The organism is Mycobacterium heidelbergense (assembly GCF_010730745.1).
In the GTDB taxonomy this organism is placed as follows: Bacteria; Actinomycetota; Actinomycetes; order Mycobacteriales; family Mycobacteriaceae; genus Mycobacterium; species Mycobacterium heidelbergense.
Map to the genome: position 1 here is coordinate 3,520,330 of NZ_AP022615.1, position 25,035 is coordinate 3,545,364.

Consider the following 25,035-nt stretch of genomic DNA (forward strand, 5'->3'; position numbering starts at 1 on the left):
TACGGCGACACGCCGTTACGAGCGGACAACTGTGCACGCTCGACGCCGGGACCTCAGTCGAATAGCGTCAAATTCGCGCGTTGCCTCTCCAGTTCGAGCAGGGCCCGCTTTCGCTCGAGCCCGCCGCCGTAGCCGGTGAGGCTGCCGCTGGCCCCGATCACGCGATGGCAGGGAACGACGATCGCGATGGGATTGTGGCCGTTGGCCAATCCCACGGCGCGCGCGGAACCCGGGGCGCCGATCTGTTCGGCGATTTCCCCGTAGGATCTGGTTTCCCCGTACGGGATTGTCAGCAGCGCCCTCCACACTCGCCGCTGGAATTCGGTCCCGCGCAGGTCGAGGTCGAGGTCGAAGTCGCTGAGCTCGCCGGCGAAATAGGCGGTGAGTTGCTCGACGGCGTCGCCAAACGCCCCCGGATCGGGCGACCAGTCGGCGCGGCTCGGTTCGTAGGTCTGGTCGACCATCCGCAGATTCGTCAGCACCGAGTCGCGCCCGGCCAGGGTCAGCGGTCCGATCGGGCTGTCGATCGTGCGGTAGTGGATCATGCGACCTCCTTTGGCGGCCAACGGTTTACCGGATGCTCGAGGGTGGTCCACAGGTGTTGGGTGACATAGGAACGCCAGGGGCGCCACCGTGTGCTGTGGTCGATGAGATTGCGTTGCGCCGTAGGCAAACCGACCTGCCCGGCGGCCAGTCGAAGGCCGAGGTCGCTGGCGGGGAAGGCGTCCGGGTCACCGAGGGCGCGCATGGCGATCACCTCCGCGGTCCACGGGCCGACCCCGGGCAGGGCCAGCAGCTGGTCGCGGGCGCTCTCCCAATCGCTGCCGGCGTCCAGGACGACGCTGCCGTCCGCGAGCCCCGCGATCAGGGCGCTCATCGTCCGCCGTCGGGCCCGGGGAACCGCCACATGGATCGGGTCGACGTCGGCGAGTTGCTCGACCGACGGGAAGGTATGGGTCAGCGCGCCATCGGGATCGCGCACCGGCTGCCCGTAGGCGGCGACCAGCCTGCCCGCGTGGGTGCTGGCGGCTTTGGTCGAAACCTGTTGGCCCAGCACCGCGCGCACGGCCAGCTCGGCCTCGTCGACCGTCCGCGGAATCCGTTGCCCGGGCGCCTTTTTGACCACCGGGCCAAGGTGGGGGTCGGTGGCCAGCGCGTCGACCACCGCCTCGGGGTCGGAATCGAGGTCCAGCAGCCGCCGGCAGCGGGCGATCGCGGTCGTGAGGTCGCGGAAGTCGTCGAGGACGAGCTGGCACCGGACGTGATCGACGGCCGGTGTCAGGCTGACCACGGCCGTCCCACAAGGAAGCCGCAGGCTGCGTCGGTATGCGCCGTCGCGGACCTCCTCGCAGCCGGGCACGACGCCCGCCGCCAGATGGCCGAAGACGCCCTCGTAGGCGAACGGTGTGCGTACCGGAAGCCGAAGACGAACCGCCCCCGGCGAATTGGCGTCCGACACGGGCCGGACGGTGGCGCGGTTGCGCAGCGCCGTCGGGGTGCTTTCGAACACCAGCCGCACCGTGTCGTTGAACTGACGGATGCTCGAGAATCCGGCGGCGAACGCGACGTCGCCGAACGGCAGGTCCGTCGTCTCGATCAGCACCCGGGCGGTCTGGGCTCGTTGCGCGCGGGCCAGGGCGAGCGGACCGGCGCCGACCTCGGCCTGCAGAAGCCGCTCCAGCTGGCGCGCGGTGTAACCGAGGTGCACCGCAAGGCCGCCCACGCCCTCTCGGTCCACCGTGCCGTCGGCGATCAGCCGCATCGTCCGCGCGACGACGTCACCGCGCACGTTCCATTCGGGAGATCCCGGTGACGCGTCCGGACGGCACCGCTTGCACGCCCGGAACCCCGCCCGCTGCGCTGCCGCCGCGGTCGGATAGAAGCGGACGTTGCGCGCGAACGGCGGCCGCACAGGACAACTCGGCCGGCAATAGATCCGGGTCGTCAAGACCGCGGTGACGAACCAGCCGTCGAACCGGGCGTCCTTGGACTGGACGGCCCGGTAGCAGCGTTCGAAATCGTCGTGCACGCTTCAACACTTACACCCGGCCACCGACAAAACTGGCGGAAAAACGACATGATGGTGGCGCGTGCCGGCGCGACGACACGTGCCCCGGGGAACTAGCTATGCGCCGCCGTCGCCCTCGCGCAGGGAATGGATCATGCTCTGCAGGATCCGGAACGCGTCCGACTGCTCGGTCTCGGTCAGGCCGGCCAGCATTCTGATCTCGACGGACCGGACCGCCGCCGACGCCTTCTCGAGGCTCCGGCGGCCGCGAGGTGTGAGCCGCGTCGGAAGGGCCTTCCCGACGGGTGCCTCCGCCGGCCTGGTCACGTAGCCGTCTCGTTCCAGGGTTTGGAGCAGCACGTTCATCGTCTGCCGTGTCACGAACGCGCCCCGCGCGAGCTCGGAGTTCGACAAGCCCGGTCGTTGAGCCAGCAGCTCGAGGCAGGAGTAGTGCGTCACGCTCATCCCGAGCGGCCGCAGTACCTCTTCCATGGCCGCGCGAAGGGCGCTCGACGCCTCTTTCAGCAGGTAGCCCAGTGACGTCTTCAGGTCGATGCCGACACCGTCTTGACTCATGTCAGTATTCTGACATAGGTTGATCTGTGTCAGAAAACTGACATGAAAGAAAGGAGCACCATCATGCCCGCCACCGGCCCCGACTTCATCTCGCTCCAAGCGCGCGACCTCGACGCTTCGCGGGCGTTCTACGAGCAGTACCTGGGCCTCGTCCGCTCGCAGGCCGGGCCTCCGCACGCCGTCGTCTTCGAGACGAAGCCGATCGCGTTCGCGCTCCGCGACGTCGTTCCCGGCACCGACCTCGCATCCGTTGCTCAGCCCGGCATCGGTGCCGCGATCTGGCTGCACGCCACCGACGTCCAGGCCATCCACGATGCTCTCGTCGCCGACGGTCACACCATCGTCTCCGCACCGATCGACGGCCCCTTCGGTCGGACATTCACCTTCGCCGACCCCGATGGCTACCGGGTCACGCTCCACGACGGCGCCTGATCGGAAAAACGCCACCGGACGATCCGCAGGCCTCGTACGTGACGCGATGAGCTACGGCGCCGGCGAGGCCAGCCGGATGGGACGCTCGTGCCCGCGAAGGGTCACGGTCTCACCCAAAGACCAACGGGCACGCTCGCTTTCGCTCGCGCCGGCGAGCGCGTCGGCCGTCGCGAGCAACCTCCCCGGGCGCGACTTGGCCAGCTCGCACAGGCGCGCGGCCTCGTTGACGGGCTCGCCGATCACGGTGTATTCGAACCGCTCCTTGGCGCCCACATTGCCGGCGACGACCTGGCCGGCCGCCACGCCGATGCCGGCGTCCAGCTCGCACATCTCGCCGGCAAGCCGTGCGGCAATGGCCCGCGCGGCGGCCAGCGCCTCGCCTTCGGGCGAGTCGAGACGGTTGGGGGCCCCGAAGATGGCCAGCGACGCGTCACCCTCGAACTTGTTGACCAGCCCGCGCCGGCGGTCCACCTCGTCGACGACGATCGCAAAGAACCGGTTGAGCAGGGCGACGACGTCGGCCGGCGGTTGGCTGGTCACCAATTGCGTGGAGCCGACGATATCGATGAAGACGACGGCGACATGGCGTTCTTCGCCGCCCAACTTGGGCCGCTCGCGTTCGGCGGCCAGGGCCACTTCGCGCCCGACGTGCCGGCCGAAAAGGTCGCGCACGCGTTCCCGCTCCCGCAGGCCGTCGACCATCGCGTTGAAACCGCGCTGCAGCTCGCCGAGCTCCGTCCCGTCGAACACCACCAGGTCGCCGCGCAAATCGCCGCGTTCGACGCGCTGGAGGGCCGCGCGCACCACCCGCACCGGCGTCGCCGTCAGCCACGCCAGGATCCACATCAGGATGCAACCGAAGATCAGCGTGGCCGACGACACGATCAGCACGCCGACCGCGAACTGGGTTTCGGTCAGATTCCGCCACAGGATCTCGAAGATCACCAGTAAGGCGATGCCGATGACGGGCACGCCCGTGCTCAGGAACCAGACCATCATGGTTCGGCCCATGAGACCGGCGGTCAGCCGCCGCGGTGGCTTTCCCGCTTCGAGCGCCTGAGCGGCTACCGGCCGCAGCGCGAACTCGGCGAGCAGGTAACTGCCGGTGGCAACCAACACCCCGCAAAAGGACACTCCGACCAGGAACCGCGGGATGAACATGGTGTTGACCATGCCGTAGAGAATCGTCGAGAGTACCGCTCCGACCCCCCACAACACGAGGTCGACGATCGCGATTCGCCACGGCGCCATGAAGGTGTTCCGCTCGTCGATGCGGCTGGGTTTGCGACCCTCGATCGCCCACCGCAGTGCCATCACAGTGCGCCGGGTAATCCAATAGATGCCCACCGCCAAGGCGACCGCAAGATATGCCGGGATTGCCGCGAATGTGATCCACCGCGGTGCGTCGAACACGCTGGGCTGAGGGACGGCGACCGACGCGAACAGCAGAACGAAGCCGATGCCGATCAGGTTGGTCCCCAGGACGAGAACGGTCAGGATGACCTGGATGCGTATGCGCCGACGTCGCTGGCTTTCCGACACTTCGCCCAGCAGCAGCGAACCGAACGCGGGGGTGTCCGGCAGTCGACCGCTCTGACGGGTCACCCTCTCCAGCACCCGGCCGAGGCGTTGCGCCATCCTCTGGTTGGCCAACATCGTGGCGCCAGCCTAATTTGTCGGTCACGCTTTAAGGTGAGTCGGGTGCGTCTCGTCATCGCCCAATGCACCGTCGACTACGTCGGCCGGCTCACCGCGCACCTGCCGTCGGCACGCAGGTTGCTGCTGTTCAAGGCCGACGGGTCGGTCAGCGTCCACGCCGACGACCGCGCCTACAAGCCGCTGAACTGGATGAGTCCCCCGTGCTGGTTGACGGAAGACCTCGACGGCCAGGCGCCGGTGTGGGTCGTCGAGAACAAGGCGGGCGAGCAGCTGCGGATCACCGTGGAGGAGATCGAGCACGACTCGAGCCACGACCTCGGCGTCGATCCCGGGTTGGTGAAGGACGGCGTCGAGGCGCACCTGCAGGCGTTGCTCGCCGAGCACGTCGGGCTGCTGGGCGAGGGATACACGTTGGTGCGCCGCGAGTACATGACCGCGATCGGGCCCGTCGATCTGTTGTGTCGCGACGAACGGGGCGGCTCGGTCGCGGTGGAAATCAAGCGGCGCGGCGAGATCGACGGGGTCGAGCAGCTCACCCGCTATCTCGAACTGCTCAACCGCGACAGCGTTCTCGCCCCGGTGAAGGGGATCTTCGCCGCGCAGCAGATCAAACCGCAGGCCCGCACCCTGGCCACCGACCGCGGGATCCGTTGCGTCACATTGGATTACGACAAGATGCGGGGAATGGACAGCGACGAGTACCGGCTGTTCTGACGCGCCCGCTTACACTAGCGGCATGGCTCGGCGCCGCACACCGCCGCACCGGCGGCCGGTATCGCTGCCGCCGGTGTTGCGCCGGGTGGAAACCGGGCCCGACGGCCAGGAGTACGAGGTGCACCCGGTCGCCGCCGCCCGCGCGGTCAAGACCTATCGTTGTCCCGGCTGCGACCACGAAATCCGTTCGGGCACCGCGCATGTGGTGGTGTGGCCGACCGGCCTGCGGCAGGGGCCGGACGACCGGCGACATTGGCACACCACGTGCTGGGCCAACCGCGCCACGCGCGGCCCGACCCGAAAGTGGTCCTAGTTCCGCGGGTTTTCCGAGGCCGGTTCGACCAGCTCGATCAGGACCCCGCCCGCGTCCTTGGGGTGGATGAAGTTGATTCGCGAGTTCGCCGTGCCGCGCCGGGGCGCGTCATAGGTCAGCCGGACGCCTTGCGCGCGAAGTCGCTCGCAGAGGCCGTCGAGATCGCTGACTCGAACCGCCAGCTGCTGGATGCCGGGCCCGCGCTTGTCGAGGAACTTCGCGATCACCGAGGTGTCGTCGATCGGCGCCATCAACTGGATCTGCGCGGTGCCGGTCGGCGCGCCGCGCACGGCCAGCATGGCTTCGCGGATTCCCTGGTCGTCGTTGACCTCCTCGTGCACCAGGATCATGCCGAGGTGGTCGTGGTACCAGGCGATGGCGGCGTCCAGGTCGGCGACCGCGATGCCGACGTGATCGATCGCCGTCACCAGTGAGGAGGCCAGGATCTGACGGGCATCAACTTGATCGGTCGTCACCCCACAACGGTAACCTGACGGCAGGGAACGCGCGTCGCCGGGAGGCGGAATCGGCGGTCCGGGGGCCTAGGAGGTAGTGATGACGACATCGGTGATCGTTGCTGGAGCGCGGACGCCCATCGGCAGGTTGATGGGTTCGCTGAAGGACTTTTCGGCCAGCGATCTGGGTGCCATCGCGATCGCCGGCGCGCTGGAGAAGGCCAACGTGGCGCCCTCGCTGGTCGAGTACGTGATCATGGGGCAGGTGCTGACGGCCGGGGCCGGCCAGATGCCGGCGCGCCAGGCGGCCGTGGCCGCCGGCATCGGCTGGGACGTGCCGGCGCTGACGATCAACAAGATGTGCCTGTCGGGTATCGACGCCATCGCGCTGGCCGACCAGCTCATCCGCGCCGGGGAGTTCGACGTGGTGGTGGCCGGCGGCCAGGAGTCCATGACGAGGGCGCCCCACCTGCTGATGGACAGCCGGGCCGGCTACAAGTACGGCGACGTCACGGTTCTGGACCACATGGCCTACGACGGCCTGCACGACGTGTTCACCGACCAGCCGATGGGCGCGCTCACCGAGCAGCGCAACGACGTCGACAGGTTCACCCGTGCCGAACAGGACGAGTTCGCCGCCCGGTCGCACCAGAAGGCCGCCGCGGCGTGGAAGGACGGCGTCTTCGCCGACGAGGTGGTGCCGGTGAACATCCCACAGCGCAAGGGCGATCCGCTGCAGTTCACCGAGGACGAGGGGATCCGCGCCAACACCACCGCCGAGTCCCTGGCCGGTCTCAAGCCGGCGTTCCGCCGCGACGGCACCATCACCGCCGGCTCGGCGTCCCAGATTTCCGACGGCGCGGCGGCGGTCGTGGTGATGAACAAGGACAAGGCGCGGGAGCTGGGGCTTTCGTGGCTGGCCGAGATCGGCGCCCATGGCGTTGTGGCCGGGCCGGATTCGACGTTGCAGTCGCAGCCGGCCAACGCGATCAAGAAGGCGCTCGGCCGCGAGGGCATCTCCGTCGATCAGCTCGACGTCGTGGAGATCAACGAGGCGTTCGCGGCGGTGGCGCTGGCGTCGACGCGCGAGCTCGGCGTGGACCCCGGGATCGTCAACGTCAACGGCGGCGCGATCGCGGTCGGGCATCCGATCGGCATGTCGGGAGCCAGAATCACGCTGCACGTGGCGCTGGAACTGGCGCGCCGCGGCTCCGGTTACGGCGTCGCCGCCCTGTGTGGGGCCGGGGGCCAGGGCGACGCGCTGATCCTGCGCGCCGGTTAGCCGGGCTCGAACGGCGTTGCTGGCAGGTAACCGGCCGACCGCTTGTGATTTAGGTCATATTGGCCGATCACGGCGCTGTCGGCCGATCCTTCGGGCGGGGCTCGCCCCGCAAGGGCGTCCGTGCCACCGGGTGGATCGGTAGCCGGCGCGCATGACAAACTTGACGGCGTGACGCGTCCGCGATCCTCGATCGGGCCCGCGCTGGCCGGTGCGGTCGACCTGTCCGGTCTCAAGCAGCGAGCCCAGCAGAAGGCCTCGGCGGGTGGTCCCGCCGGCACAACGGAGGTCACCGAAGCCAACTTCGAATCCGAGGTGCTGATCCGGTCCGACGAAGTGCCGGTCGTGGTGCTGCTGTGGTCGCCGCGCAGCGACGCCTGCGTTCAGCTGGTTGAGGCGCTGTCCGGCATGGCCGCCGAGGACAACGGCGCGTGGTCGCTGGCGACGGTCAACGTCGACGCGACCCCCAGGGTCGCCCAGATATTCGGCGTCGAAGCGGTGCCCACCGTCGTGGCGCTGGCCGCCGGCCAGCCGCTGTCCAGCTTCCAGGGCCTCCTGCCGCCCGATCAGATGCGCCAGTGGGTGGACCAATTGCTTTCCGCGACAGCCGGGAAGCTTCGGGGCCCCGGCGATTCCGAAGGGGCCGCGGAAGCCGATCCGGAGCTGGCGCGGGCCCGCCAACAGCTGGAGGCCGGCGAGCTCGGCGCCGCCGAAAAGTCGTATCAGGCGATCCTGGACGCCGATCCCGGCAGCGTCGAGGCGAAGGCCGCGCTGCACCGGATCGGCTTCCTCACGCGCGCGATCGCACAGAGCCCGGACGCGGTCGCCATGGCCGATGCCGCGCCGGGGGACGTCGACGCCGCCTTGGCGGCCGCCGATGTGCAAATCCTCAACCACGACGTGAGCGGGGCGTTCGAGCGCCTGATTGCCTTGGTGCGCGGCACATCTGGTGACGAGCGCACCCGGGTGCGCACCCGATTGATCGAGCTGTTCGAGCTTTTCGACCCCGCCGACCCCGAGGTCGTCGTCGGTCGGCGCAACCTCGCCAACGCCCTCTACTGAGACCCGCTCGCGCTACGCGGGCGCCAACCACAACGCCGACGTGGGGGGCAGGACCAGCACCGCGGAGGCCGGCCGCCCATGCCACGGGTCCTCGGTGGCGTCGACGCCGCCGAGGTTGCCGATTCCCGACCCGTTGTAGACGGTCGCGTCGGTGTTGAGCACCTCGCGCCAGCGGCCGGTCGACGGCAGGCCCAGACGGTAGCCGCCGTGTTCGGAACCCGCGAAATTGAACACGCAGGCCATGACCGAGCCGTCGCTTCCGTACCGCAGGAAACTCAGCACGTTGTTGGCGGAGTCGTTGGCGTCGATCCAGGAATAACCCTCGGGAGTGGTGTCCTGGCTCCACAGCGCCGGGTGAGTGCGGTAGATGTCGTTGATGTCGCGCACGAGGCGCAGAATCCCGTTGGAAAAACCCTGCTCGTCGAGCTGCCACCAATCCAACCCGCGCTGCTCGGACCATTCGGCGCGCTGGCCGAATTCCTGGCCCATGAACAACAGCTGCTTGCCCGGGTGCGCCCATTGATAGGCGAGCAGGCTGCGCAGCCCGGCGGCCTTGACGTGGTTGTTGCCCGGCATCCGCCCCCACAGCGTGCCCTTGCCGTGCACCACCTCGTCGTGGCTGATCGGCAGCACGTAGTTCTCGCTGAACGCGTACAGCATCGAGAACGTCATCTCGTGGTGGTGGTAGCTGCGGTAGATCGGATCGCGGCTGATGTAGTCCAGCGTGTCGTGCATCCAGCCCATGTTCCACTTCATCGAAAAGCCCAGGCCGCCAAGGTTTGTCGGGCGCGTCACGCCGGGCCACGACGTCGACTCCTCGGCGATCGTGACGATGCCCGGCGCCGCCTTGTGTGCCGTGGCGTTCATCTCCTGCAGGAACTGCACGGCCTCCAGGTTCTCCCGCCCACCGTAGACGTTCGGGGTCCAGCCCCCCACGGGCCGCGAGTAGTCCAGGTACAGCATCGACGCGACGGCGTCCACGCGAAGGCCGTCAACGTGGAACTCCTCGAGCCAATACAGCGCGTTGGCCACCAGGAAATTGCGCACTTCCGCGCGGCCGAAGTCGAACACGTAAGTGCCCCAGTCGAGTTGCTCCCCGCGTTTGGGATCGGAATGCTCGTATAGCGGGGTGCCGTCGAAACGCCCCAGCGCCCACGCGTCTTTCGGGAAGTGCGCGGGCACCCAGTCCACGATGACCCCGATGCCTGCCCGGTGCAGGGCGTCGACCAGCGCCCGGAAATCGTCCGGCGCGCCGAACCGCGATGTCGGCGCGTAGTACGACGTGACCTGGTATCCCCAGGACCCGGCGAACGGATGCTCAGCGACCGGCAGCAGCTCCACATGCGTAAACCCGTGTTCCACAACATAATCCGTCAGCTCGCGGGCGAGCTGTCGGTAGTCGAGTCCGGGGCGCCACGAGCCCAGATGGACCTCGTAGGTGCTCATCGGCTCGAACACCGGGTTGCGCCGCGCGCGCCGCGCCATCCAGTCGGCGTCCTCCCAAACGTATCTGCTGCGCGTCACTCGCGACGCGGTGTGCGGCGGCACCTCGGTCGCGAAGGCGAACGGGTCGGCCCGCTCGGTCACGACGCCGTCGGCGCCGTGCACGCGGAACTTGTACAGCCCGTCCGCCGGGAAACCGGGCCAGAACAACTCCCATACTCCGGAGGAGCCCAGCACCCGCATGGGCGCCTCGTCGCCGGTCCACCCGTTGAACTCACCGATCAGGCTGACGCCCTTGGCGTTGGGCGCCCACACGGCGAACGACACGCCGTTGACGACGCCGTCGGCCGTGGTGAACGAGCGTGGATGGGCGCCAAGGACGTCCCAGAGCCGCTCGTGGCGGCCCTCGTTGAAGAGATGAAGGTCGACCTCGCCCAGGGTGGGCAGGAAGCGGTACGCGTCGGCGACGACGTGGGGGCCAGAACCCGCGTAGGTCACCTCCAGCCGGTAGTCGATCAGGTTCGCGAACGGTAGCGCCACGGCGAACAGGCCGGATTCGATGTGCCGCAACGGGAACCGATCGCCACCGACGAGCGCGACGACCTCGCGCGCGTGCGGTCGAAACGCCCGGATGACCGTGCGGTCGCCGTACTCGTGGGCGCCGAGGATGCCGTGCGGGTTGTGGTGTGCACCGGCCACCAGGCGCGCCAGGTCCGAGGGGTCGGGCGCCAGGTCCGCTCCGGCGAGTTGGTCGGCTCGGCTCACAACAACTCACCTCCTGCGCAGCAGCGTGGTTCGGGATTCGTACGGTATGAGCGGCATGTTGATGATGTGGGCGACCGCACGCCCGGGATCGATGCGAACGTAATTTGCCTGCCCCCATTGGTATTCCTGGCCGGTGATCTCGTCGCGCACCCAGAACCGTTCGTAGGGCTCCATACCCAGCGCCGCCATGTCTAACCACAGGGTCGCCTCTTCGGGCGCGAAGGCGTTGAGCGTCACCACCACCAACACGCAGTCGCCGGTGGCCGGGTCGAACTTGCTGTAGGCCAGCAGCGCGTCGTTGTCCACGCCGTGGAAATGGATCGTGCGCAGCTGTTGCAGCGCGGGATGCAGGCGGCGAATCGTGTTGAGCTGTGTGATGAAAGGCTCGAGTGACCTGCCCTCGGCGAGGGCGCCCGCGTAGTCGCGTGGCCGCAATTCGTACTTCTCGGAATCCAGGTACTCCTCGCTGCCCTCCCGTATCGCGCGGTGCTCGAACAGCTCGTAGCCGGAGTACACGCCCCAGGCCGGACCCATGGTCGCCGCCAGCGCCGCGCGGATGGCGAACATGCCCGGGCCGTCGTGCTGCAATACCGCGTGCAGGATGTCGGGGGTGTTGACGAACAGGTTCGGCCGGCGAAAGTCGGCGAGGGCGGCGATGTCGTTGCCGAATTCGGTGAGTTCCCACTTGGCCGTGCGCCAGGTGAAGTAGGAGTACGACTGCGTGAAGCCCAGCTTGGCCAGGCCGTACTGGCGGGCCGGCGGGGTGAACGCCTCGGACAGGAAGAGCACGTCGGGGTCGGTGTCTTTCACCTGAGCGATCAGCCACGCCCAGAAGTCGGGCGGCTTGGTGTGGGGATTGTCGACCCGAAAGAACTTGACGCCGTGGTCGATCCAGTGCCGGACGACGCGCAGCACCTCGTCGTAGAGGCCCGCGGGGTCGTTGTCGAAGTTGAGCGGATAGATGTCCTGGTACTTCTTCGGCGGGTTCTCCGCATAGGCGATCGTTCCGTCCGGCAATTCGGTGAACCACTGGCGGTGTTCGCGGGCCCACGGATGATCCGGCGCGCATTGCAGCGCCAGGTCCAGCGCCACCTCCATGCCCAGATCCCGCGCCGCGGCGACGAAGTCGTCGAAGTCGTCGATCGTGCCCAGGGCCGGGTGAATGGCGTCGTGGCCGCCCTCGTCGCTGCCGATCGCCCACGGGGAACCCACATCCGTCGGGGCGGCGGTGGGGGAGTTGTTGGGGCCCTTGCGGTGTACCTTGCCGATCGGGTGGATCGGCGGCAGGTAGACGACGTCGAACCCCATCGCGGCGATGCGCGGAAGCTGCGCGGCCGCCGTGGCGAAGGTGCCGTGCACGGGCCTGCCGTCGGCGTCCCACCCGCCGGTCGAGCGCGGAAACATCTCGTACCACGAGCCGAAGCGGGCCAGCGGCCGATCCACCCAGACCCCGTACTGTTGGCCCCGGGTGACCAGATCGCGCAACGGGTAGTTCGCCAGGAGTTCCTCGATGTCGGGAGCCAGGGCCAGCGCGGTGCGGGTCACCGGATCCCCGGGAGTCCGCAACGCCGCGGCGGCGGCCAGCAGCGGATCGCGCTGGGCGCGCGGCACGCCCGCCGCGGCGCGTTCGAACAGCGAAGCCCCGACCAGCAGATCGTTGGACAGCTCCGTCTCGCCCTGCCCGGCGTCCAGCTTGGCAACCAGGCCGTGCCGCCAGGAGTGAATGGGGTCACCCCACCCGTCGACCCGAAAAGTCCAGAGCCCGACGCGGTCCGGGGTGAACTGACCGTGGAACACGTAGGGCTCCTGCCCCTCCGCCATGGTAAGCAGCAACGGCTTGACCCGCTGCCGCTCGTCGGCGCCGGCCTCGAGCGCGCGCGCCGGCCGCTCGGGGGCCTGAACCGCCTTGATCCGGCGTATCTCGGCCGCCTGCGGATAGCGCGGCCCGAGGTAGCGCACGACCAGCGTCGCCGCGACGGCCTCGTGACCCTCCCGCCATACCGCCGCGCTGACCGGGACGACCTCACCGACCACGGCCTTGGCGGGATACGCGCCGCAGGACACGACGGGCGCGACGTTGTCGATCTCGACACGACCGGTCACGACCACTCCGTTCGACTTACCCGGCTCCTCGGCCCGCTCCTCGGGCCGCAATCGTCGCCGGGGTGTTCCGATTGTGTGCGGCCAAACACCAATGACTACCCGCTACCCACCCTAGTGTCCGGTCATACCCTCGAAGGCGCACGGTCAATCACTGGTCCTGCGCGCGGCGGAATCCTCAGTAAGGTAGTCACGTGTGAAAGCCCTTCGCCGCTTTACCGTCCGTGCGCACTTGCCCGAGCGTCTGGCCGCGCTGGATCAGCTGTCGACGAACCTGCGGTGGTCGTGGGACAAACCGACGCAGGAGCTGTTCGCGACCATCGACCCGACGCTGTGGGAGCGGTGCGGCTGCGACCCGGTGGCGCTGTTGGGCGCGGTGAGCCCGGCACGGCTCGACGAGTTGGCGCTCGACGAAGGCTTCCTGGGCCGGCTCGACGGGCTGGCGGCCGACCTGAACGACTACCTGAGCCGTCCGTTGTGGTACCAGCAGCGGCAGCGCGAAAGCCCCGACAGCCGGGCGATGCCGAGCGCGGTCGCGTACTTCTCGATGGAGTTCGGCGTCGCCGAGGTGCTGCCCAATTACTCGGGTGGGCTGGGGATTCTCGCCGGCGACCACCTGAAGTCGGCGTCGGATCTGGGGGTTCCGTTGGTCGCGGTGGGCCTCTACTACCGCTCCGGGTACTTCCGGCAGTCGCTGACCGCGGATGGCTGGCAGAACGAGACCTACCCGTCGCTGGACCCGCAGGGGCTGCCGTTGCGGCTGCTGACCGACGCGACGGGCGACCCGGTCCTGGTGGAGCTGACGCTTCCCGAATCCACCCAGCTGCGGGCCCGGGTCTGGGTGGCGCAGGTGGGCCGCGTTCCGTTGCTCCTGCTGGATTCCGACGTTCCCGAGAACGAACACGAGCTACGCGGCGTCACCGATCGCCTCTATGGCGGCGATCAGGAGCATCGGATGCGGCAAGAGATCCTGGCCGGCATCGGCGGGGTGCGGGCGATCCGCGCGTTCACCGCCATCGAGGGGCTGCCCGCGCCCGAGGTGTGGCACATGAACGAGGGCCACGCCGGGTTCCTCGGGACGGAACGCATCCGGGAGCTGATCACCGACTCGGGGCTGGACTTCGACACCGCGCTGACGGTGGTGCGGTCCAGCACGGTGTTCACCACCCACACCCCGGTGCCCGCGGGAATCGACCGGTTCCCCGTCGAGATGGTGCGGCTCTACTTCGACGACCATCTGGGTGATGACGGTGCGGGCGGGCCCGCGCTGCTGCCGGGCGTACCGACCGCGCGGATCGTCGCGCTGGGCGCCGAGGACGATCCGACCAAGTTCAACATGGCCCACATGGGCCTGCGGCTCGCGCAACGGGCCAACGGTGTCTCGTTGCTGCACGGCCGGGTGAGCCGGGCCATGTTCAACGAATTGTGGCCCGGATTCGACCCGGGCGAGGTGCCGATCGGATCGATCACCAACGGCGTGCACGCGCGCACCTGGGCCGCGCCGCAATGGTTGCAGCTGGGGCGCGAACTGGCCGGGTCCGACTCGTTCGGCGACCCCGGCGTGTGGCTGCGACTGCAGCAGGTCGACCCGGGTCATCTGTGGTGGATCCGCTCGCAGCTGCGGTCGCTGCTGGTCGAGGATGTCCGGCGGCGGCTGCGCCGCTCGTGGCAGGAACGCGGCGCGTCGGACGCCGAATTAGGGTGGATAGCAACGGCTTTCGATCCGAACGTGCTCACCATCGGGTTCGCCCGACGGGTGCCGACCTACAAGCGGCTGACGCTGATGCTGCGCGATCCGGATCGGCTGGAACGGCTGCTGCTCGACGACGAGAGGCCGATCCAGCTGATCGTCGCCGGGAAGTCCCACCCGGCCGACGACGGCGGCAAGGCGCTGATCCAGCAGGTGGTGCGCTTCGCCGACCGGCCGGAGGTGCGCCACCGCATCGCGTTTTTGCCCGACTACGACATGTCGATGGCCCGGCTGCTGTATTGGGGCTGCGACGTGTGGCTGAACAACCCGCTGCGGCCGCTGGAGGCCTGCGGCACCTCGGGGATGAAGAGCGCGCTCAACGGTGGGCTGAACCTGTCCATCCGCGACGGCTGGTGGGACGAATGGTACGACGGCGAAAACGGTTGGGAGATACCGTCTGCCGACGGGCTGGCCGACGAGACGCGGCGCGACGACCTGGAGGCCAGCGCGCTCTACGACCTGCTGGAGCAGGCGGTGGCACCGAAGTTCTACGAGCGCAACGAACACGGGGTGCCGCCGCGGTGGATCGAAATGGTGCGGCACACCCTGCAGACGCTGGGGCCGAAGGTGTTGGCGTCCCGGATGGTGCGGGACTACGTCGAGAGCTACTACACGCCCGCGGCGGAGTCGCTGCACAGGACCGTCGCCCCCGCCGACGAGGCGAGTGGCGAGTTCGGCGCCGCCCGCGAGCTGGCCGCCTACCGCCGGCGCGCGGAAGGGGCGTGGCCCAAGATCACCGTCACCGACGTCGACAGCACCGGCCTGCCGGACACGCCCGCGCTGGGCTCGAAGCTGACCCTGACCGCGACCGTGGACCTGGCCGGGCTGCGGCCCGACGAGGTCACGGTTCAGGCGGTGGTGGGTAGGGTCGACGCCACCGACGCGCTGCTGGACCCGGTGACCGTCGACATGTCCTACACCGGCACCGCCGAGGCGGGCAATCAGGTCTTTTCGACGACGACGCCGCTGCCGCTGGCCGGAGCGGTCGGATACACGGTGCGGGTGCTGCCCCACCATCCGATGCTCGCGGCCGGCAACGAGCTCGGCCTCGTCACGCTGGCTCGTTAGGCGCGCAGCCGCTCCAGCGCGGCGCGGACCTGCGCCGCGTCGTTGGTCTGCCAGAACGGCGGCAGCGAGGCGCGCAGGTAACCGCCGTAGCGCGCGGTGACCATCCGGGAGTCGAGGACCGCCACCACCCCGCGGTCGGTGACGCGGCGCAGCAGCCGGCCCGACCCCTGCGCCAACAGCAGCGCGGCGTGGCTGGCGGCGACGGCCATGAAGCCGTTGCCGCCGCGGGCGGCCACCGCGCGCTGCCGGGCGCCCAGCAGCGGATCGTCGGGCCGGGGAAACGGGATGCGGTCGATCAGCACCAGCGACAGCGACGGCCCCGGGACGTCGACGCCCTGCCACAGCGACAGCGTGCCGAACAGCGAGGTCTCCGCCTCGGCGGCGAACCGCTCGACCAGCGCGGCGGTGCCGTCGTCGCCCTGACACAACACCGGCGTCGCCAGCCGTTCCCGCATGGCCTCGGCGGCGGCCCGCGCGGCCCGCATCGACGAGAACAGCCCCAGGGTGCGCCCGCCGGCGGCGGTGACGAGCTCGGCGATCTCGGTCAGCTGCTCGGCCGAGCCGGTGCCGTCGCGGCCCGGCGGCGGCAGATGGGCGGCCACGTAAAGGATTCCGGCCCGCGCGTGCTGAAACGGCGACCCGACGTCCAGACCGCGCCAGGGCGGATCGTCACCGGTGCCGGCGCCGCTCAAACCCCATGCCGCGGCCATCGCGTCGAAGGACCCGCCGACGGTCAGCGTCGCCGACGTCAACACGGTCGTCGAACGGGCGAACACCCGGCCGCGCAGCAGGTCCGCGACCGACAGCGGCGCCACCCGCAGCACGGGATGCGGCGCACCCCGGTTGTCCTCGTGCTCGAGCCAGACCACGTCGGTGCGATCGGGGATGGCGGGGCCGAACGACGTCAGGATCCGCGACGCGGTGTCGGATATCTCGCTCAGCGCCGCGACGGCCTCGGCCCGCGCCGCGGCGGCCTTCGCGTCGCTCGTGGTGTCGATCGCCGACCGCGCCGCACCGGTGACGTCGCGCAGCGCGGTCAGGTACGTCGCCATCTCGTCGTCGAGGCGGTCGACGCGGCCCGGCTTGATGATCTGGGCGTCGTGGAATGCCGCCGCCAGGTTCGCCGTCGTCGCCTCCAGCCGTTGGGTCAGTTCGGGATCGACCAGCCGGGCGATCCGCCGCGACAGGACGCCGAGGGCGGTCGTCGTCAGCTCCGCCGTGGCCACCGAGGTCACCCGGTCGACCAACTCGTGCGCCTCGTCGACCACCAGCAGCGCGTGTTCCGGCAGCACCGCCGATTCGGTGACGGCGTCGATGGCCAGCAGCGCGTGGTTGGTGACGACGACGTCGGCGCGGCCGGCCTCACCCCTGGCCCGCTCGGAAAAGCACTCGGTGCCGAACGGGCAGCGGGCCACCCCGAGGCATTCCCGCGCGGAGACGCTCACCTGCGACCAGGCCCGGTCCGGCACCCCGGGCTTCAGGTCGTCGCGGTCGCCGGAATCGGTCGTCGACGCCCAGGCGGTGAGCCGTTGCACGTCGCGGCCCAGGGCGGTGGCGGCCATGGCGTCGAAGAGCTCCTCCTGCGGCCGTTCGCCTTCCGCGTCTTGATCGTCCGCGGCGCCGTTGTGGATTTTGTTCAGGCACAGGTAGTTTCGTCGCCCCTTCAGCAGCGCGAAGCGCGGGCGGCGGGGCAGCGCGTCGACGAGCGCATCGGCCAGCCGGGGCAGGTCGCGATCGACGAGTTGGCGCTGCAGCGCGATCGTGGCCGTCGACACCACGACCGGCGCGTCGTCGCCGACCGCGCGGACGATCGCGGGAACCAGGTAGGCCAGCGACTTGCCGGTGCCCGTGCCGGCCTGCACGACGAGATGCTCGCCGGTGCGGAAGGCCCGCTCGACGGCCTCGGCCATCTCCACTTGGCCGCTACGCTCGCTGCCGCCGAGCGCCGCCACGGCCGCGGCCAGCAGCTCGCGCACGGACACCGACACGTCAGGCCCGGATCTGCGTCGTCGGGATCGCGGGCTCGCCGTGCGACAGGTTCAGCCCCTCCCACGGCAGGCTCCGCAGGCCGGAGGACACCAGCTGGCGTGCCGCCGCCAGGGTCGGGCTGGATACCGGCTCTCCGCCGCGCACCAGCGGCGTCGTCAGCACCCGGCACGGCTCGGCGGTGTCCGGTGGGCGGCCCGCCGGATGCACCACCTCCTCGGTGATGGTTCCCGTCGGGCGCGACAGCCGCAGCGCCGCCTTGCGGCCGCCGTGGGATTCCTTGTGGCTGCTTCGCTTTTGCACGGCCATGCCGTCCACCTCGACGAGCTTGTAGACCATGTTCGCGGTCGGCGCGCCGGAGCCGGTGACCAGCGACGTGCCGACGCCGTAGGCGTCCACCGGCTCGGCGCGCAGGGCGGCGATGCTGAACTCGTCAAGATCGCCGGAGACCACGATGCGGGTCCGCCGGGCGCCCAGCCCGTCGAGCTGTTCACGCACCTGGCGGGCCAGCACCCCGAGCTCGCCGGAGTCGATGCGGACCGCGCCGAGCGTCATCCCGGCGGCGGCCACGGCATTGGCCACGCCGGTCGTCACGTCATAGGTGTCCACCAGCAGCGTGGTGCCGGCGCCCAGCGCGTGGACCTGGGCGCGAAACGCCGCCAGTTCGGTGGTTTCCAGGGGGTCGCCGTGCCGCGCGTGCAGCATGGTGAACGCGTGCGCGGCGGTGCCCTCGGTGGGTATCCCGTATCGGCGCTGGGCCTCCAGGTTCGACGACGCGGCGAAGCCGGCGAGATAGGCGGCGCGAGCCGCGGCGACCGCCGCCCGTTCGTGGGTCCGCCGCGCCCCCATCTCGATCAGCGGGCGGCCCCCGGCGGCGCTGACCATGCGAGCCGCCGCGGACGCGATCGCGGTGTCGTGGTTGAAGATCGACAGCGCCAGCGTTTCGAGTACCACGCATTCGGCGAAGGTGCCGGTCACCGAGAGCACCGGCGACCCCGGGAAGTAGAGCTCCCCTTCGGCGTAGCCGTCGATGTCGCCGCCGAACCGGAACTCGCGGAGGTAGCGCACCGTGTCCTCGTCGAGGAATTGCGCCAGCAATCGGCACGCGTCGTCGTCGAACATGAACCGCGGCAAGGCTTCCAGCAGCCGACCGGTCCCGGCGACCACGCCGTACCGGCGGCCGTCGGGCAGTCGGCGGGCGAACAGCTCGAACGTGGTCCGGCGCTGGGCGGTGCCGTCGCGCAGCGCCGCCGCCAGCATCGTCAACTCGTATTTGTCGGTCAGCAGCCCAGTCAGGACCGGCTCGTTCATCTCGCAAACGATAATGGCCGGCGGCAACGGCCCCGGGTCTCGGTATCCTAGGGGCCATGGTTGTTGCGTCGGCGCCCACCGAGCCGAAGTCGAGGCCGGGCACTATCGGGCAACGCGAGTCGGCCCCGGTTGACGCCACAGTCAGCCCGTGGGTCACCATCGTGTGGGACGACCCGGTCAACCTGATGACGTATGTGACGTATGTCTTCCAGAAGCTGTTCGGGTACAGCGAGCCGCACGCCACCAAGCTGATGCTGCAGGTGCACAACGAGGGTAAGGCGGTGGTGTCGTCGGGCAGCCGGGAATCCATGGAAGTCGACGTGTCCAAGCTGCACGCCGCCGGTTTGTGGGCGACGATGCAGCAGGACCGGTGAGGTTCGAGGTCGTCCGGGACTTTTTGTGCGCAAATGGAAGCGCGTCGAGACTGCCAACGGTCCCCGTTTTCGGTCCGCTTTGGCCTCCCATGAGGCTGTCCTGCTCAAGAATCTCGTCACGGCGATGATCGGCTTGCTCGACGAGCGCGAATCTTCCGCGCCGGCAGACGAACTGGAAGAGATCACCGGCATCAAGACCGGGAACGCGGAACCCCCGCGCGATCCGACGCTGCGCCGGCTGCTGCCGGATTTCCACAACCCGGACGACCCGGGCGACCGGGACGACCCGGACGACGAGGCCCCGTCCCGCGGCGATGGCTACCAGAGCCTCAACGCCGCGCTGCGCAGCCTGCACGAGCCGGAGATCATCGACGCCAAACGCGCTGCGGCGCAACGGCTATTGGACACCCTTCCCGAAGGTGGCGGCCGCTTCGAGCTGGCCGAGGACGACGCGAACGCGTGGGTCGCGGCGGTCAACGACGTTCGGTTGACGCTGGGGGTCATGCTCGAGATCGGGCCCGAGGGGCCGGATCGCCTGCCGGCCGACCATCCGCTGGCCGTGCACTTCGACGTCTACCAGTGGCTGACCGTCCTGCAGGAATACCTCGTTCTGGCGTTGATGGGGCCCCGATGAACTCCATCACCGACGTCGGGGGCATCCGCGTCGGTCACCATCACCGGCTCGACCCTGACGCGTCTCTGGGCTCCGGTTGGGCCTGCGGCGTGACGGTCGTGCTCACCCCGCCCGGCACCGTCGGCGCCGTCGATTGCCGCGGCGGCGCGCCCGGCACCCGGGAGACCGATCTGCTGGACCCGGCCAACACCGTGCGGTTCGTCGACGCGGTGCTCCTCGCCGGCGGCAGCGCCTACGGCCTGGCCGCCGCGGACGGCGTCATGCTTTGGCTGGAGGAGCGCGAGCGCGGCGTGGGCATGGACGGGGGCGTGGTGCCCATCGTGCCGGGCGCGGTGATCTTCGATTTGCCGGTCGGCGGCTGGGGCTGCCGGCCGACGGCGGAATTCGGCTATGCGGCGTGTGAGGCCGCCGCCGGCGGGGACTGCGCGGTGGGCACGGTCGGGGCCGGCGTGGGTGCGCGCGCCGGGGTGCTCAAGGGCGGTCTCGGGACGGCGTCGACGACTTCGAAGACTTCGACGGCGTTGCCGTCCGGCGTCACCGTCGGCGCCCTCGTCGTCGTGAATTCCGCCGGGGACGTCGTCGACCGGGCGACCGGCCTGCCGTGGATGGCCGACCTGATCGGCGAGTTCGGGCTCAGGCCACCGCCGGCCGGGCAGATCGACGCGCTCGCGCGGCTGCCCTCTCCGCTGGAGCCGCTCAACACGACGATCGCGGTGGTCGCCACCGACGCGGCGCTGAGCCCGGCGGCGTGCCGGCGGGTCGCGATCGCCGCCCACGACGGCCTGGCCCGCACCATCCGGCCCGCGCACACCCCGCTGGACGGTGACACGGTATTCGCGCTGGCCACCGGGGCCGTCGAGGTGCCACCGCCGGCCGACACACCCGCGGCGATGTCGCCGGAGACGCGGCTGGTCACCGAGGTGGGCGCGGCCGCGGCCGACTGCCTCGCCCGCGCGGTGCTGGCCGGTGTGCTGGCCGCCGAGTCGGTCGCCGGAATACCGACCTACCGCGACATGTTGCCCGGAGCATTCGCGAGAGGGAGCAGCTGACGTGCTGGTGATCCGCGCCGACCTGGTTGAGGCGATCGTGGCCCACGCGCGCCGCGACCACCCCGACGAGGCGTGCGGGATACTGGCCGGTCCGGAGGGCTCCGATCGTCCCGAGCGGCACATCCCGATGCTCAACGCCGAGCGCTCGCCGACGTTCTACCGCTTCGACTCAAGCGAGCAGCTCACGGTGTGGCGGGCGCTTGACGAGGCCGACGAGGTCCCGGTCGTCATCTACCACTCGCACACCGCGACCGAGGCCTACCCGAGCCGCACGGACGTGAACCTGGCCGCCGAGCCGGACGCGCACTACGTGCTGGTGTCCACCCGCGACCCCGACCGCCACGAGCTGCGCAGCTATCGCATCGTCGACGGCGCCGTCACCGAGGAACCCGTCAACATCGTCGAGAAGTATTCGGAAAGGTCCGCATGAGCGTCACCGTGTCCATCCCGACCATCCTGAGGCCGCACACCGGCGGCGAGAAGCGCGTCGCGGCCAGCGGCGACACGCTGGGCGCGGTCATCGACGACCTGGAGGCCCACTACTCCGGGATCTCCGAGCGCCTGATCGATGACGGCAAGCTGCATCGCTTCGTGAACGTCTACGTCAACGACGAGGACGTGCGATTCTCCGGCGGCCTGGACACCGCGATCGCCGACGGCGACTCGGTCACCATCCTGCCGGCCGTGGCGGGTGGGTGAGCCCGTGCTCACACCAGGCGCATGACGCGCTACGACTCGCTGTTAGAGGCGTTGGGCAACACGCCGCTGGTCGGCCTGCGGCGGCTGTCGCCGCGCTGGGACGACGGGCCGGACGGTCCGCACGTGCGGCTGTGGGCCAAGCTCGAGGACCGCAACCCGACCGGGTCGATCAAGGACCGGCCGGCCTTGCGGATGATCGAGCAGGCCGAGCGGGACGGGCTGCTGGCGCCCGGTGCGACGATCCTCGAGCCCACCAGCGGCAACACCGGCATCTCGCTGGCGATGGCCGCCCGGTTGAAGGGGTACCGGCTGATCTGCGTGATGCCCGAGAACACCTCGGTGGAACGGCGTCAGCTGCTGGAGCTCTACGGCGCGCGGATCGTCTTCTCGCCGGCCGAGGGCGGGTCGAACACCGCGGTGGCCACCGCCAAGGAGCTGGCCGCGGCCAACCCGTCGTGGGTCATGCTGTACCAGTACGGCAATGCCGCCAACACCGACTCGCACTACCACGGCACCGGCCCCGAGCTGCTCGCCGACCTGCCCGAGATCACCCACTTCGTCGCCGGCCTGGGCACCACCGGGACCCTGATGGGCACCGGCCGGTTTCTCCGTGAGCGCGTCCCCGGCGTCAAGATCGTGGCCGCCGAGCCCCGCTACGGCGAGGGGGTGTACGCGCTGCGCAACATCGACGAGGGCTTCGTGCCCGAACTGTATGACCCCGACGTCCTGACCACCCGCTACTCGGTCGGCGCGGGCGACGCCGTGCGCCGCACCCGCGAGCTGGTGGACGCCGAGGGCATCTTTGCCGGCATCTCGACCGGCGCGGTGCTGCACGCCGCCCTGGGCCTCGGAGCCAAGGCCGTCACGGCCGGCGAGCGCGCCGACATCGCCTTCGTCGTCGCCGACGCCGGCTGGAAGTACCTGTCCACCGGCGCCTATGCCGGTAGCCTGGACGATGCCGAAAACGCTCTAGAAGGGCAGCTATGGGCATGAGTGCGCCGGCGACGATGCAGAGCGCAGCGATGAGTAGGAGCGGCGCGTAGTGACCGGGCCGGCGACACAATCGAAAAAGCGACCCCAGTGGATGGTCGGCGGCGCCACGATCCTCACGTTCGTGGCGTTGCTGTACCTCGTCGAGCTGATCGATCAGCTGACGCACCATTCGCTGGACCGCAACGGCATCAGGCCGTGGGAGGCCGACGGGCTGTGGGGGATCATCTGGGCGCCGTTCCTGCACGGGAGCTGGACGCACCTGTTCGCCAACACGGTCCCCGCGCTGGTGTTGGGGTTTTTGGTGACGCTGGCCGGCATGTCCCGGTTCGTCTGGGCCACCGTGATCGTGTGGATCGTCGGCGGCCTCGGCACCTGGCTCATCGGCAACTGGGGCGGCTGCCGCTTTGAGTCCGACCACATCGGGGCCTCGGGCCTCATCTTCGGCTGGCTGACGTTCCTGCTGGTCTTCGGGATATTCGTGCGCAGGTTCTGGGACATCATCACCGGCCTGGTGGTGCTGTTCGCCTACGGCGGGATCCTCGTCAGCGCCGTGCCCGTCCTCGACAAATGCGGCGGCGTGTCCTGGCAGGGCCACCTGTGCGGCGCGCTCGCGGGCGTCTTGGCCGCCTACATCTTGTCCGGCCCCGAACGCAAGGCCCGCGCCCGGCGGCCGACGACATGAGCTCGCCGTTGGCGCCCGTCGGGGTCTTCGACTCCGGCGTCGGGGGGCTGACCGTCGCGCGGGCCATCATCGACCAGTTGCCCGACGAGGACATCGTCTACGTCGGCGACACCGCCAACGGCCCCTACGGCCCGCTCACCATTTCCGAGGTGCGCGCGCACGCGCTGGCCATCGGGGACGACCTGGTGGACCGCGGCGTCAAGGCGTTGGTGATCGCCTGCAACACCGCGTCGGCGGCGTGCCTGCGGGACGCCCGCGAGCGCTACGACGTGCCCGTCGTCGAGGTGATCCTGCCCGCCGTGCGCCGCGCGGTCGCCACCACCCGCAACGGGCGCATCGGCGTCATCGGCACGCGGGCGACCATCAACTCGCACGCCTATCAGGACGCCTTCGCCGCCGCCCGCGACACCGAGATCACCGCGGTGGCCTGCCCGCGGTTCGTCGACTTCGTCGAGCGCGGCGTGACCAGCGGGCGTCAGGTGCTCGGGCTGGCCGAGGGCTATCTGGAGCCGCTGCAGCGCGCGCAGGTCGACACGCTGGTGCTGGGCTGCACGCACTATCCGCTGCTGTCCGGGCTGATTCAGCTGGCGATGGGCGACAACGTGACGCTGGTTTCCAGCGCCGAGGAAACAGCCAAGGAGGTGGTCCGGGTGCTCACCGAGCGCGACCTGCTGCGGCCCCATGACGCGCCGCCCGCCGCCCGGGTGTTCGAGGCCACCGGCGACCCGGAGGCGTTCACGAAACTGGCGACGCGGTTCCTGGGCCCCGCGATCACCGGCGTTCAGCCCGTCCGTCGCTCCCGCGTCCACTAAGGGCCCCGGAGAGATTCTCATCACACCAAAGCGGTGATGTTTTCTCCATGGTGCGATCGGGCATGGCACAGTAGTGTCCGTGCGAATTACCGTGCTCGGCTGCTCGGGCAGCGTCGTGGGTCCGGATTCGCCCGCGTCCGGTTATTTGCTTCGAGCGCCGGATACCCCGCCCCTGGTCCTTGACTTCGGCGGCGGTGTCCTCGGCGCGCTGCAGCGCTACGCCGACCCCGGTTCGGTGAACGTGCTGCTGTCTCATCTGCACGCCGACCACTGCCTGGATGTGCCCGGCCTGTTCGTGTGGCGCCGCTACCATCCGTCGCGCCCTTCGGGCAAGGCGTTGCTGTACGGCCCGAGCGACACCTGGTCCCGGTTGGGCGCCGCGTCCTCGCCCTACGGCGGCGAGATCGACGACTGCTCGGACATCTTCGACGTTCATCACTGGGTCGACGGTGAGCCGGTGACGTTCGGCTCGCTCACGGTGACGCCGCGGGTGGTGGCGCACCCGACGGAGTCCTACGGCCTGAGGATCACCGATTCGAGCGGCGCCTCGTTCGTCTACAGCGGCGACACCGGCATCTGCGATCAGCTCGTCGAGCTGGCCCGCGACGCCGACGTTTTCCTCTGCGAGGCCTCCTGGACGCACGCGCCGGATCGTCCGCGCGCGCTGCACCTTTCGGGCACGGAAGCCGGCAGGGTCGCCGCACAGGCCGGCGTTCACGAGCTGCTGCTGACGCACATTCCGCCGTGGACTTCGCGCGAGGACGTGATCAGTGAGGCCAAGGCCGAGTTCGACGGTCCGGTGCACGCGGTGGTGTGCGGTGAGACGTTCGACGTCCGCCGCTCGGAAAGGGTCTAAGACCCACGTTAGGGT

Annotated in this window: 24 protein-coding genes; 15 read left to right on the top strand and 9 right to left on the bottom strand. The window is 69.7% G+C overall.

The features are described from left to right. Positions 1–53 precede the first annotated feature (53 nt). From G6N25_RS16595 to G6N25_RS16605, 3 genes are all read right to left on the bottom strand, one after another. Entirely contained in the window at positions 54–545 is a 492-nt protein-coding gene (locus tag G6N25_RS16595) for a methylated-DNA--[protein]-cysteine S-methyltransferase (protein ID WP_083073480.1), read from the bottom strand. Continuing rightward, positions 542–2,029 carry a DNA-3-methyladenine glycosylase 2 family protein gene (locus G6N25_RS16600; RefSeq protein ID WP_083073479.1) on the bottom strand — a complete coding sequence of 496 codons (1,488 nt, stop codon included), beginning with the start codon at positions 2,027–2,029 and terminating at the stop codon, positions 542–544. Before G6N25_RS16600 ends, G6N25_RS16595 begins: the two co-directional genes overlap by 4 nt. A 96-nt stretch (positions 2,030–2,125) precedes the next feature. Further along, positions 2,126–2,584 (bottom strand): MarR family winged helix-turn-helix transcriptional regulator, encoded by a 459-nt coding sequence (locus G6N25_RS16605; RefSeq protein WP_083073478.1) that lies wholly within the window; start codon positions 2,582–2,584, stop codon positions 2,126–2,128. A 63-nt stretch (positions 2,585–2,647) separates the two neighbouring features. Here G6N25_RS16605 and G6N25_RS16610 point away from each other — a divergent pair, with 63 nt between their 5' ends. Then, the gene (locus tag G6N25_RS16610; protein ID WP_083073550.1) at positions 2,648–3,016 is read left to right on the top strand and encodes a VOC family protein; all 369 of its coding nucleotides are present in this window, start codon (positions 2,648–2,650) and stop codon (positions 3,014–3,016) included. A gap of 51 nt (positions 3,017–3,067) precedes the next feature. Here G6N25_RS16610 and G6N25_RS16615 read toward each other — a convergent pair whose 3' ends face one another. Further along, on the bottom strand, positions 3,068–4,672 hold the full coding sequence (locus tag G6N25_RS16615) for an adenylate/guanylate cyclase domain-containing protein (protein WP_083073477.1): 1,605 nt from the start codon (positions 4,670–4,672) through the stop codon (positions 3,068–3,070). Positions 4,673–4,717: 45 nt separating this feature from the next. Between G6N25_RS16615 and nucS the strand changes: the two genes are divergently transcribed. Next, positions 4,718–5,389, top strand: a complete 672-nt coding sequence (nucS, locus tag G6N25_RS16620) for an endonuclease NucS (RefSeq protein WP_083073476.1) — start codon at positions 4,718–4,720, stop codon at positions 5,387–5,389. Positions 5,390–5,411: 22 nt separating this feature from the next. Then, positions 5,412–5,702, top strand: a complete 291-nt coding sequence (locus G6N25_RS16625) for a hypothetical protein (RefSeq protein ID WP_083073475.1) — start codon at positions 5,412–5,414, stop codon at positions 5,700–5,702. Here the strand turns inward: G6N25_RS16625 and mce are convergent. Then, positions 5,699–6,178 (bottom strand): methylmalonyl-CoA epimerase, encoded by a 480-nt coding sequence (mce, locus tag G6N25_RS16630; protein ID WP_083073474.1) that lies wholly within the window; start codon positions 6,176–6,178, stop codon positions 5,699–5,701. The genes G6N25_RS16625 and mce overlap by 4 nt on opposite strands. A 79-nt stretch (positions 6,179–6,257) precedes the next feature. Here mce and G6N25_RS16635 point away from each other — a divergent pair, with 79 nt between their 5' ends. Next, positions 6,258–7,439 carry an acetyl-CoA C-acetyltransferase gene (locus G6N25_RS16635; protein WP_083073473.1) on the top strand — a complete coding sequence of 394 codons (1,182 nt, stop codon included), beginning with the start codon at positions 6,258–6,260 and terminating at the stop codon, positions 7,437–7,439. Positions 7,440–7,607: 168 nt separating this feature from the next. Then, positions 7,608–8,498, top strand: a complete 891-nt coding sequence (locus tag G6N25_RS16640) for a tetratricopeptide repeat protein (RefSeq protein ID WP_083073472.1) — start codon at positions 7,608–7,610, stop codon at positions 8,496–8,498. A 12-nt stretch (positions 8,499–8,510) separates the two neighbouring features. On the opposite strand, the gene glgB is transcribed toward G6N25_RS16640, so the two are convergent. Together glgB and G6N25_RS16650 are read right to left on the bottom strand one after the other, a co-directional pair. Continuing rightward, positions 8,511–10,706, bottom strand: a complete 2,196-nt coding sequence (gene glgB / locus G6N25_RS16645; protein WP_083073471.1) for a 1,4-alpha-glucan branching protein GlgB — start codon at positions 10,704–10,706, stop codon at positions 8,511–8,513. Positions 10,707–10,712: 6 nt separating this feature from the next. Then, a complete protein-coding gene (locus tag G6N25_RS16650) occupies positions 10,713–12,809 on the bottom strand; it encodes an alpha-1,4-glucan--maltose-1-phosphate maltosyltransferase (RefSeq protein ID WP_211278366.1) in 2,097 nt (698 codons plus the stop codon). Between the two features lie 193 nt (positions 12,810–13,002). On the opposite strand from G6N25_RS16650, the gene glgP reads away from it, so the two are divergent. Next, positions 13,003–15,624, top strand: a complete 2,622-nt coding sequence (gene glgP, locus G6N25_RS16655) for an alpha-glucan family phosphorylase (RefSeq protein ID WP_083073470.1) — start codon at positions 13,003–13,005, stop codon at positions 15,622–15,624. Here the strand turns inward: glgP and G6N25_RS16660 are convergent. Beyond that, positions 15,621–17,612, bottom strand: a complete 1,992-nt coding sequence (locus tag G6N25_RS16660) for an ATP-dependent DNA helicase (RefSeq protein WP_142272565.1) — start codon at positions 17,610–17,612, stop codon at positions 15,621–15,623. The two genes, glgP and G6N25_RS16660, sit on opposite strands and share 4 nt — an antisense overlap. A gap of 1 nt (position 17,613) precedes the next feature. After that, positions 17,614–18,921, bottom strand: a complete 1,308-nt coding sequence (locus G6N25_RS16665) for a nicotinate phosphoribosyltransferase (RefSeq protein ID WP_083073469.1) — start codon at positions 18,919–18,921, stop codon at positions 17,614–17,616. A 56-nt stretch (positions 18,922–18,977) separates the two neighbouring features. On the opposite strand from G6N25_RS16665, the gene clpS reads away from it, so the two are divergent. The 9 genes from clpS to G6N25_RS16710 all read left to right on the top strand — a co-directional run bounded on the left by clpS (position 18,978) and on the right by G6N25_RS16710 (position 25,020). Continuing rightward, positions 18,978–19,295 carry an ATP-dependent Clp protease adapter ClpS gene (clpS, locus tag G6N25_RS16670; protein WP_083073468.1) on the top strand — a complete coding sequence of 106 codons (318 nt, stop codon included), beginning with the start codon at positions 18,978–18,980 and terminating at the stop codon, positions 19,293–19,295. Between the two features lie 25 nt (positions 19,296–19,320). Then, positions 19,321–19,929 carry an oxidative stress transcriptional regulator AosR gene (aosR, locus tag G6N25_RS16675; protein ID WP_083073467.1) on the top strand — a complete coding sequence of 203 codons (609 nt, stop codon included), beginning with the start codon at positions 19,321–19,323 and terminating at the stop codon, positions 19,927–19,929. Then, positions 19,926–20,978: a P1 family peptidase gene (locus G6N25_RS16680; protein ID WP_083073466.1), complete on the top strand. Its 1,053-nt coding sequence runs from the start codon at positions 19,926–19,928 to the stop codon at positions 20,976–20,978. Before aosR ends, G6N25_RS16680 begins: the two co-directional genes overlap by 4 nt. 1 nt (position 20,979) lies before the next feature. Continuing rightward, positions 20,980–21,408, top strand: coding sequence for a Mov34/MPN/PAD-1 family protein (locus tag G6N25_RS16685; RefSeq protein WP_083073465.1), 429 nt, complete (start codon positions 20,980–20,982; stop codon positions 21,406–21,408). Further along, positions 21,405–21,677 carry a MoaD/ThiS family protein gene (locus G6N25_RS16690; RefSeq protein ID WP_083073464.1) on the top strand — a complete coding sequence of 91 codons (273 nt, stop codon included), beginning with the start codon at positions 21,405–21,407 and terminating at the stop codon, positions 21,675–21,677. Before G6N25_RS16685 ends, G6N25_RS16690 begins: the two co-directional genes overlap by 4 nt. 21 nt (positions 21,678–21,698) lie before the next feature. Further along, positions 21,699–22,670, top strand: a complete 972-nt coding sequence (locus G6N25_RS16695; protein WP_083073463.1) for a cysteine synthase — start codon at positions 21,699–21,701, stop codon at positions 22,668–22,670. 91 nt (positions 22,671–22,761) lie between these two features. Further along, positions 22,762–23,352: a rhomboid family intramembrane serine protease gene (locus G6N25_RS16700; protein ID WP_083073462.1), complete on the top strand. Its 591-nt coding sequence runs from the start codon at positions 22,762–22,764 to the stop codon at positions 23,350–23,352. Then, positions 23,349–24,164, top strand: coding sequence for a glutamate racemase (gene murI, locus G6N25_RS16705; RefSeq protein WP_083073461.1), 816 nt, complete (start codon positions 23,349–23,351; stop codon positions 24,162–24,164). Before G6N25_RS16700 ends, murI begins: the two co-directional genes overlap by 4 nt. Positions 24,165–24,237: 73 nt before the next feature. Beyond that, positions 24,238–25,020 (top strand): cyclic nucleotide-degrading phosphodiesterase, encoded by a 783-nt coding sequence (locus G6N25_RS16710; protein ID WP_083073460.1) that lies wholly within the window; start codon positions 24,238–24,240, stop codon positions 25,018–25,020. The last annotated feature ends 15 nt before the right edge of the window (positions 25,021–25,035 follow it).

Excerpts from the sequence above, each read along its gene's own strand:
- G6N25_RS16695 (WP_083073463.1), top strand. The coding sequence starts at position 21,699 with ATGACGCGCTACGACTCGCTGTTAGAGGCGTTGGGCAACACGCCGCTG.
- murI (WP_083073461.1), top strand. The coding sequence starts at position 23,349 with ATGAGCTCGCCGTTGGCGCCCGTCGGGGTCTTCGACTCCGGCGTCGGG.
- G6N25_RS16610 (WP_083073550.1), top strand. The coding sequence starts at position 2,648 with ATGCCCGCCACCGGCCCCGACTTCATCTCGCTCCAAGCGCGCGACCTC.
- G6N25_RS16635 (WP_083073473.1), top strand. The coding sequence starts at position 6,258 with ATGACGACATCGGTGATCGTTGCTGGAGCGCGGACGCCCATCGGCAGG.
- G6N25_RS16665 (WP_083073469.1), bottom strand. The coding sequence starts at position 18,921 with ATGAACGAGCCGGTCCTGACTGGGCTGCTGACCGACAAATACGAGTTG.
- G6N25_RS16595 (WP_083073480.1), bottom strand. The coding sequence starts at position 545 with ATGATCCACTACCGCACGATCGACAGCCCGATCGGACCGCTGACCCTG.
- clpS (WP_083073468.1), top strand. The coding sequence starts at position 18,978 with ATGGTTGTTGCGTCGGCGCCCACCGAGCCGAAGTCGAGGCCGGGCACT.
- G6N25_RS16700 (WP_083073462.1), top strand. The coding sequence starts at position 22,762 with ATGGTCGGCGGCGCCACGATCCTCACGTTCGTGGCGTTGCTGTACCTC.
- G6N25_RS16615 (WP_083073477.1), bottom strand. The coding sequence starts at position 4,672 with ATGTTGGCCAACCAGAGGATGGCGCAACGCCTCGGCCGGGTGCTGGAG.
- G6N25_RS16625 (WP_083073475.1), top strand. The coding sequence starts at position 5,412 with ATGGCTCGGCGCCGCACACCGCCGCACCGGCGGCCGGTATCGCTGCCG.
- G6N25_RS16605 (WP_083073478.1), bottom strand. The coding sequence starts at position 2,584 with ATGAGTCAAGACGGTGTCGGCATCGACCTGAAGACGTCACTGGGCTAC.
- G6N25_RS16680 (WP_083073466.1), top strand. The coding sequence starts at position 19,926 with ATGAACTCCATCACCGACGTCGGGGGCATCCGCGTCGGTCACCATCAC.
- G6N25_RS16690 (WP_083073464.1), top strand. The coding sequence starts at position 21,405 with ATGAGCGTCACCGTGTCCATCCCGACCATCCTGAGGCCGCACACCGGC.